The organism is Amycolatopsis sp. NPDC089917 (assembly GCF_040684635.1).
Taxonomy (GTDB): domain Bacteria; phylum Actinomycetota; class Actinomycetes; order Mycobacteriales; family Pseudonocardiaceae; genus Amycolatopsis.
Genome location: NZ_JBFBGL010000129.1, coordinates 1 through 7,632 on the forward strand (window position 1 = coordinate 1; position 7,632 = coordinate 7,632).

7 protein-coding genes are annotated in these 7,632 nt (G+C 67.4%); 3 read left to right on the forward strand and 4 right to left on the reverse strand.

Features of this window, described 5'->3' with window-relative positions:
* Positions 1-171: 171 nt before the first annotated feature.
* Positions 172-1,053, forward strand: coding sequence for a nuclear transport factor 2 family protein (locus tag AB0N89_RS40675; protein WP_364216993.1), 882 nt, complete (start codon positions 172-174; stop codon positions 1,051-1,053).
* Here AB0N89_RS40675 and AB0N89_RS40680 read toward each other — a convergent pair.
* The 4 genes from AB0N89_RS40680 to AB0N89_RS40695 form a co-directional block, all read right to left on the reverse strand.
* Positions 1,050-1,313: a DUF397 domain-containing protein gene (locus AB0N89_RS40680; protein WP_364216996.1), complete on the reverse strand. Its 264-nt coding sequence runs from the start codon at positions 1,311-1,313 to the stop codon at positions 1,050-1,052. The two genes, AB0N89_RS40675 and AB0N89_RS40680, sit on opposite strands and share 4 nt — an antisense overlap.
* Before the next feature lie 86 nt (positions 1,314-1,399).
* Positions 1,400-2,413: a ketol-acid reductoisomerase gene (gene ilvC, locus AB0N89_RS40685; protein WP_005162052.1), complete on the reverse strand. Its 1,014-nt coding sequence runs from the start codon at positions 2,411-2,413 to the stop codon at positions 1,400-1,402.
* Positions 2,414-2,455: 42 nt separating this feature from the next.
* Entirely contained in the window at positions 2,456-2,962 is a 507-nt protein-coding gene (ilvN, locus tag AB0N89_RS40690) for an acetolactate synthase small subunit (protein WP_005162051.1), read from the reverse strand.
* Complete coding sequence (locus AB0N89_RS40695) at positions 2,959-4,845, reverse strand: acetolactate synthase large subunit (RefSeq protein WP_364217000.1); 1,887 nt, start codon at positions 4,843-4,845, stop codon at positions 2,959-2,961. Before AB0N89_RS40695 ends, ilvN begins: the two co-directional genes overlap by 4 nt.
* Before the next feature lie 321 nt (positions 4,846-5,166).
* Here AB0N89_RS40695 and AB0N89_RS40700 point away from each other — a divergent pair, with 321 nt between their 5' ends.
* Positions 5,167-5,637 (forward strand): PH domain-containing protein, encoded by a 471-nt coding sequence (locus AB0N89_RS40700; RefSeq protein ID WP_364217003.1) that lies wholly within the window; start codon positions 5,167-5,169, stop codon positions 5,635-5,637.
* Between the two features lie 63 nt (positions 5,638-5,700).
* Positions 5,701-7,545: a dihydroxy-acid dehydratase gene (ilvD, locus tag AB0N89_RS40705; protein WP_364217006.1), complete on the forward strand. Its 1,845-nt coding sequence runs from the start codon at positions 5,701-5,703 to the stop codon at positions 7,543-7,545.
* Positions 7,546-7,632: the final 87 nt, after the last annotated feature.

A 7,632-nucleotide genomic window follows, 5' to 3' on the forward strand; every position in this document is an offset into this window, starting at 1 on the left:
ATTTCCACCCCACCGCCAATTTTATAATTAAGGGACCTTACAGGACGAAAAACGTCCTGAACGACCCTTTCATGACACCCGCCTCCCGGCCCGGTGGACAACCGGAGTCAGCAGTCCGTATCGTCGAAGGCGGACTACAGACTCCGCTTCTTGTCTGACTGGGAGACCTTCATGACCACACCCCGCGACGTCTTCGACAAGCTCTCCGAAGGCATCACCGCCCGAAACTGGGAAGCGCTCTTCGAGCTCTACGCGGAAGACGCCGTCGTCGAAAACCCGCAGCGCCCGCCCGTGCCGACCCGCTTCGAAGGCCGCGAGACGCTCCGCCGTAACTTCGGCGGAGGCTTCAACGTGAGCATGAGCAGGGCGGATGTCCTGATTCACGGGACAACCGACCCGGAGGTGATCATCGCCGAGTACCGCAACGTCGGCGAAGCGCTGGACACCGGGAAGTCCTTCGACATCGCCAACATCCAGCTCCTCCGGGTACGCGACGGGCTCATCGCCCACTCGCGCGACTACCACGATTACCTGCGCCTCACCGCGGCGCGCGAGGGTCTGGAGGACCTGAAGACGAGCTATGAGACCGCGGAGCGGGAGATCACGCCGGTTTCGCCGCGCCCCGCGTCGGCGGCGGACCCGAAGAGCCCGCGCGGCGTCTTCGAGCGGCTCGCCTACGGCGTCGCGGACGGCGATTGGGCCGGTCTGCCGGAGCTCTACGCCGAGGAAACCCATGTCACGCACCCGTTCCTGCCCGGGGCGAAGACCTTGACGAGCCGGGAAGACCTGCGCGAGCACTTCACGTTCGGCGAACAGGGCAAGGTCCGGTTCCAGGTCCGGGATCTGGTGATCCACGAGACCCTCGACCCCGAAGTCGTGATCGGCGAGTTCGACTATCAGGGCACGGTCGGGGACAGCGCGGAATTCCGCGTCTCCAACATCTTCGTGCTGCGCGTGCGCGACGGGCTGATCGTCGAATCCCGTGACTACGCCGACCATCTCGCCCTCGCGGCCGCGACCGGACGGCTCGACGACCTGCTCGCGCTGGCCTAACCCGGCAGGTCGAATTCGCCGTCCCGGACGCCTTTCACGAACGCGTCCCATTCCGACGGTGTGAACACGAGGACGTCGCCTTCCGGAAGCGACGCCTGGCGCATCGCGGTGTAGGTGACGCCGTCGGTGTGCGGCACAAGCGCGTACTCGACGCAGTCTTCGAGGTTCGCGCCGTCCGGTTCCGCCCGGATCCACTTCGCGTCGCTCAGGTCCAGTTCGTGCCGGATGTGGGCCTTGTCGTCCACCGGCTGCTCACTCATGGTGCCCACGCTATCGCTTTCCGGTGCGCAAAACGAAGGGGCCCTTCGCCGCGTGAACGTGGCGAAGGGCCCCCTCAGGGCGAAAATCAGGCGGTCTCGGTGATCGGCCGGTCCACCCACGACATCAGGTCGCGCAGCTTCTTGCCGGTCGCCTCGATCGGGTGCTCGTCACCCTTCTTCTCGAGCTCGTTGAACTTCGGCCGTCCGGCCTCGTCCTCGGCGACCCATTCGCGGGCGAAGGTGCCGTCCTGGATCTCGCCGAGGATCTTCTTCATCTCCTCCTTGACCGCCGGCGAGATGACGCGCGGGCCGCGGGTCAGGTCGCCGTACTCGGCGGTGTCGGAGATCGAGTAGCGCTGACGCGCGATGCCGCCCTCGTACATGAGGTCGACGATCAGCTTCAGCTCGTGCAGCACCTCGAAGTAGGCGATCTCCGGGGCGTAACCGGCCTCGGTGAGCACCTCGAAACCGGTCTGCACCAGCGCGGAGGCGCCACCGCAGAGAACGGCCTGCTCGCCGAAGAGGTCGGTCTCGGTCTCCTCGGTGAAGGTCGTCTTGATGACACCGGCGCGGGCGCCACCGATGGCGGCCGCGTAGGAGAGCGCGAGCGCCTGCGCGTTGCCGGAGGCGTCCTGCTCGACCGCGATGAGCGCCGGGACACCCTTGCCGTCGACGAACTGGCGGCGGACCAGGTGGCCCGGGCCCTTCGGCGCGACCATGGCGACGTCCACGTTCGACGGCGGCTTGATCAGGTCGTAGCGGATGTTGAAGCCGTGCCCGAAGAAGAGCGCGTCGCCGTCCTTGAGGTTCGGCGCGATGTCCTGCTCGTAGATGAAGCGCTGCTTGGTGTCCGGCGCGAGGATCATGATCAGGTCGGCTTCGGCGCTCGCCTCGGCCGGCGTCAGCACGCGGAGACCCTGTTCCTCGGCCTTGGCCCGCGACTTCGAGCCCTCGGGCAGGCCGATGCGGACGTCGACGCCGGAGTCGCGCAGGCTCAGCGAGTGCGCGTGACCCTGGCTGCCGTAGCCGATCACGGCGACCTTGCGACCCTGGATGATCGAAAGGTCCGCGTCGTCGTCGTAAAAGATTTCCACTGCCATGAGGGGTACTACTTCCTTTCCTGACTTACAAACAAAGAATCGTTAGCGAGCGGAGGTGGCGGTGATCGACCGGGAGCCCCGGCCGACCGCGACCATTCCGGACTGGACCAGTTCGCGGATGCCATAGGGCTCCAGCATCCGGAGCAGGGCACCGATCTTGTCCGAGGTCCCGGTGGCTTCGACGGTGAGCGCCTCGGGAGACACGTCCACCACCTTCGCGCGGAACAACTGCACTGTTTCGAGGACCTGGCTGCGCACGGTGTTGTCGGCCCGGACCTTCACGAGCAGCAGTTCACGCTGCACGGCTGTGGATTTTTCCAATTCCACGATCTTGATGACGTTGACCAGCTTGTTGAGCTGCTTGGTCACCTGTTCGAGCGGTAGCTCTTCGACGGCGACCACGATCGTCATCCGGGACACCTCGGGATTCTCCGTGGGCCCGACGGCGAGGGATTCGATGTTGAAACCACGCCGGGAGAACAGTCCGGAAACCCGCGCGAGGACACCGGGCTTGTTCTCGACCAGAACGCTCAGGGTGTGCACGCTCATCGGGCGTCTCCTTCGTCTGCCGCCGCGCTGATCTCCGCTGCGTCGATTTCACCAGCGGCGGCGACCTCGTCGTCGTCGAAGAGCGGGCGGATCCCGCGCACGGCCATGATTTCGTCGTTACCGGTGCCCGCGGCCACCATGGGCCACACTTGGGCATCCTTCCCCACCACGAAATCGATCACGACGGGGCGGTCGTTGATCTCCATGGCACGCCGGATGGTGGCGTCGACGTCCTCCTTGGTCTCGCAGCGGAGCCCGGCGCAGCCGAGCGCCTCCGCGAGGAGGGTGAAGTCGGGGATGCGGTGCTTGTGGGTACCGAGATCGGTGTTGGAGTACCGCTCCGAGTAGAAGAGGTTCTGCCACTGGCGGACCATGCCCAGGTTGCCGTTGTTGATGACGGCGACCTTGATCGGCGCGCCCTCGATGGCGCAGGTGGCCAGTTCCTGGTTCGTCATCTGGAAACAGCCGTCGCCGTCGATGGCCCAGACCTGCTTGTCCGGCACGCCGAACTTGGCGCCCATCGCGGCGGGGACGGCGAAGCCCATAGTGCCGAGGCCGCCGGAGTTGATCCAGGTGCGCGGGTTCTCGTACTTCACGAACTGCGCGGCCCACATCTGGTGCTGGCCGACGCCCGCGGTGTAGACCGCGTCCGGGCCGACGAGCGAACCGATGCGCTCGATGACGTACTGCGGGGACAGCGTCCCGTCCTCGGGCCACTCGTAGCCGGCCGGGTAGTCGTCGCGCCAGGCGCTCGCCTGGGTCCACCAGTCCTTCAGATCCGGCTTCGCGGACTTGTCGGTCTCGGCGCGGACGGCCTCGATCAGCTCGGTGATGATCTCCGCGCAGTCGCCGACGATCGGCACGTCCGCCTTGCGGTTCTTGGAGATCTCGGCCGGGTCGATGTCGGCATGGACGATGGCGGCGTCCGGCGCGAACGAGGACAGCTGCCCGGTGACACGGTCGTCGAAGCGGGCGCCGAGGGCGATCAGCAGATCCGACCGCTGCATCGCGGCGACCGCGGCGACCGAACCGTGCATCCCCGGCATGCCGAGGTGCTGCGGGTGCGAGTCGGGGAACGCGCCGCGGGCCATCAGCGTGGTGACGACCGGGATCCCGGTCAGCTCGGCCAGTTCCATCAGCTGGCGCGAGGCGTCGGCCTTGACGACGCCGCCGCCGACGTAGAGGACCGGGCGCCGCGACTTGCTGATCAGCCGCGCGGCTTCGCGGACCTGCTTGCCGTGCGGGCGCAGCGTGGGCCGGTACCCCGGCAGGCGCAGCTCGGTCGGCCAGGAGAAGGAGGTCATCTCCTGCAGGACGTCCTTGGGGATGTCCACCAGGACCGGGCCGGGACGGCCGGTCGAGGCGAGGTGGAAGGCCTCGGCGATGGTGCGCGGGATGTCCGCCGGGTCGGTGACCAGGAAGTTGTGCTTGGTGATCGGCATCGTGATGCCGCAGATGTCGGCTTCCTGGAAGGCGTCCGTGCCGATCAGCGCGCGGGACTGCTGACCGGTGATGGCGACCACCGGGACCGAGTCCATGTTCGCGTCGGCCAGCGGGGTGACCAGGTTGGTCGCGCCGGGACCCGACGTGGCCATGCACACACCGACCTTGCCGGTCGCCTGCGCGTAGCCGGTGGCGGCGTGGCCGGCGCCCTGTTCGTGACGGACCAGGACGTGGCGGACCTTCGTCGAGTCGAGCAACGGGTCGTACGCCGGGAGAATGGTGCCGCCGGGAATACCGAACACGACTTCCGCGCCCACCGCCTCGAGCGAGCGGACGAGCGACTGCGCGCCCGTGACCCGCACCGGGGTCCCGGCCGGCGGCGCCGGCTTGGGACGAGCTCCAGGGGTGTTCGCTTCTGCTCGCGAGGTGGCACTAGTCATCGCTTGTTTGCCTCGTCTTGTCTAGTCACTCGTTCGGGTATTCATTGCTGGTTCGGCGATTGAAATTGTTCCAGGCAACAAAAAACCCCCGCCGACCGGAGTGGTCGCACGAGGGTCGCGCGTCGACGCAGCGGAGACTTCCCTAAGCGTCGACGCGCTTGGGAAGTACGAGGCCGGTCTGCGTTGTCACGAGAGTGAAGCTAGTCGGTCGCCGTCAAGAGTGTCAACTCTGCGGGACGGCGATTCCGCATGCTGGACACCTTCGGCGCGTGGCGCGACCCGCGTTCGAGGCCCGGAAGACGGCGGTGCACCATCTTTGACGTGGCAGAAGAAAAGCAGCAGGAACAGGCGAACGAGGCTCCCAAAGCCGTCTTCAAGATTCCGAACACGGCGTTGCTGGCGATCGCTTTCCTCGTCATCTGTGTGACGCCTGTCGCGTTCGGCGACGTGCCGTATCTCCAATGGCTCTACCTCTTCCCGATCGCACTGGCCGTGTTCGTCATCCGGACCCGCACGACGGCGACGTCCCAGGGACTGGAAGTCCGCACGATGTTCGGGCGCCGGGACCTGCCGTGGGCCTCGCTCAAGGGCCTCGCCATCACCGACAAGGCGAAGGTGCAGGCGGTGCTGAAGGACGAGTCCAAGATCGCCCTCCCCGCCGTGCGCACCCGCCACCTGCCGGTGATCTCGCTGGTCAGCGCGGGCCACATGGCCGACCCCTCCGGGCTGACGGACGACATCGACAAGCCCGCGGAGAAGGCTCCGGAAAAGGACGAGGCCCCCGGGGAGTAGGATTGGTAGGACCAGTTTGGCGCCCGTTCGCCCTGGTCCCCATCCCGAACCTTGGAGTAAGCCGTGCCTCAACTCCGTTCCCGGACCACCACCCACGGCCGCAACGCGGCGGGCGCCCGCTCGCTCTGGCGCGCCACGGGAATGACCGACAGCGACTTCGGCAAGCCGATCGTCGCCATCGCGAACTCCTACACCCAGTTCGTGCCGGGGCACGTGCACCTCAAGGACCTCGGCGAGATCGTCGCGGGCGCGGTGAAGGAGGCGGGCGGGGTCGCCCGCGAGTTCCACACGATCGCCGTCGACGACGGGATCGCCATGGGCCACAGCGGAATGCTGTACTCGCTGCCCTCGCGCGAGATCATCGCCGACTCGGTCGAATACATGGTGAACGCGCACCAGGCCGACGCGCTGGTCTGCATCTCCAACTGCGACAAGATCACCCCTGGCATGCTGAACGCCGCCATGCGGCTGAACATCCCGGTGGTGTTCGTCTCCGGTGGGCCGATGGAGGCCGGGAAGGCCGTGGTCGTCGGCGGGGTCGCGCAGGCGCCGACCGACCTGATCACCGCGATCGCCGCGTCGGCCAGCCCCGACGTCGACGAGGACGGGCTGTCCATTGTGGAGCGCTCGGCCTGCCCGACCTGCGGTTCGTGCTCGGGCATGTTCACCGCGAACTCGATGAACTGCCTCACCGAGGCGCTCGGGCTGTCCCTGCCGGGCAACGGCTCCACCCTCGCGACGCACGCGGCGCGCAAGGCGCTGTTCGAGGACGCCGGGCGCACGGTCGTCGAGCTGTGCAAGCGCTGGTATGAGCAGGACGACGAGTCCGCGCTCCCGCGCTCGATCGCGTCGAAGAAGGCCTTCGAGAACGCTATGGCCCTCGACATGGCGATGGGCGGTTCGACCAACACGGTGCTGCACATCCTCGCCGCCGCGCAGGAGGGCGAGGTCGACTTCACCATCGACGACATCGACGCCATCGGCCGCCGCGTGCCGTGCCTGTCGAAGGTCGCGCCGAACTCGGACTACCACATGGAGGACGTCCACCGCGCCGGCGGAATCCCGGCCATCCTGGGCGAGCTGTACCGCGGCGGGCTGCTGAACACCGACGTCCACTCCGTGCACTCGCCGGACCTGGAGTCGTGGCTGTCCACTTGGGACATCCGCGCGAAGGAGCCGTCGGAGCGGGCGGTAGAGCTCTTCCACGCCGCGCCGGGCGGGGTGCGCACCACCGAGGCGTTCTCGACCGAAAACCGCTGGTCCTCTTTGGACACCGATGCCTCCGGCGGCTGTATCCACGACGTCGAGCACGCCTACACCAAGGACGGCGGGCTCGCGATCCTGCGCGGCAACCTCGCCGAGAACGGCGCCGTCATCAAGTCGGCGGGTATCGACGAGGACCTCTGGCACTTCGAGGGCCCGGCCCGGGTGCTGGAAAGCCAGGAGGAGGCGGTTTCGGCCATCCTCAAGAAGGAGATCCAGCCCGGTGAGGTGCTGGTGATCCGCTACGAGGGCCCGGCGGGCGGCCCGGGGATGCAGGAGATGCTGCACCCGACGGCGTTCCTCAAGGGCTCGGGTCTCGGCAAGAAGTGCGCGCTGATCACCGACGGCCGGTTCTCCGGCGGTTCCTCGGGCATCTCGGTCGGGCACATCTCGCCCGAGGCCGCCGCGGGCGGGGCGATCGGCCTGGTCCAGAACGGCGACCGGATCCTGCTCGACGTCCACGAGCGTCGCCTCGAACTGCTCGTCGACGCCGACGTGCTGGCCGAGCGCCGCGCGAAGATGGAGGCGAGCGAGCGGCCCTGGCAGCCGGTCTCGCGGGAGCGGCCGATCACGGCCGCGCTGCGGGCCTACGCGCGGATGGCGACTTCGGCCGACACCGGCGCGGTGCGGGACCCGAACAAGTAGGGGTCACCTCTCCCCCAAGTGTCATGAAAGGGTCGTTCAGGACGAAAAAAGTACTGAAACACCCAATCAAAAAAAACACCCCCCCGG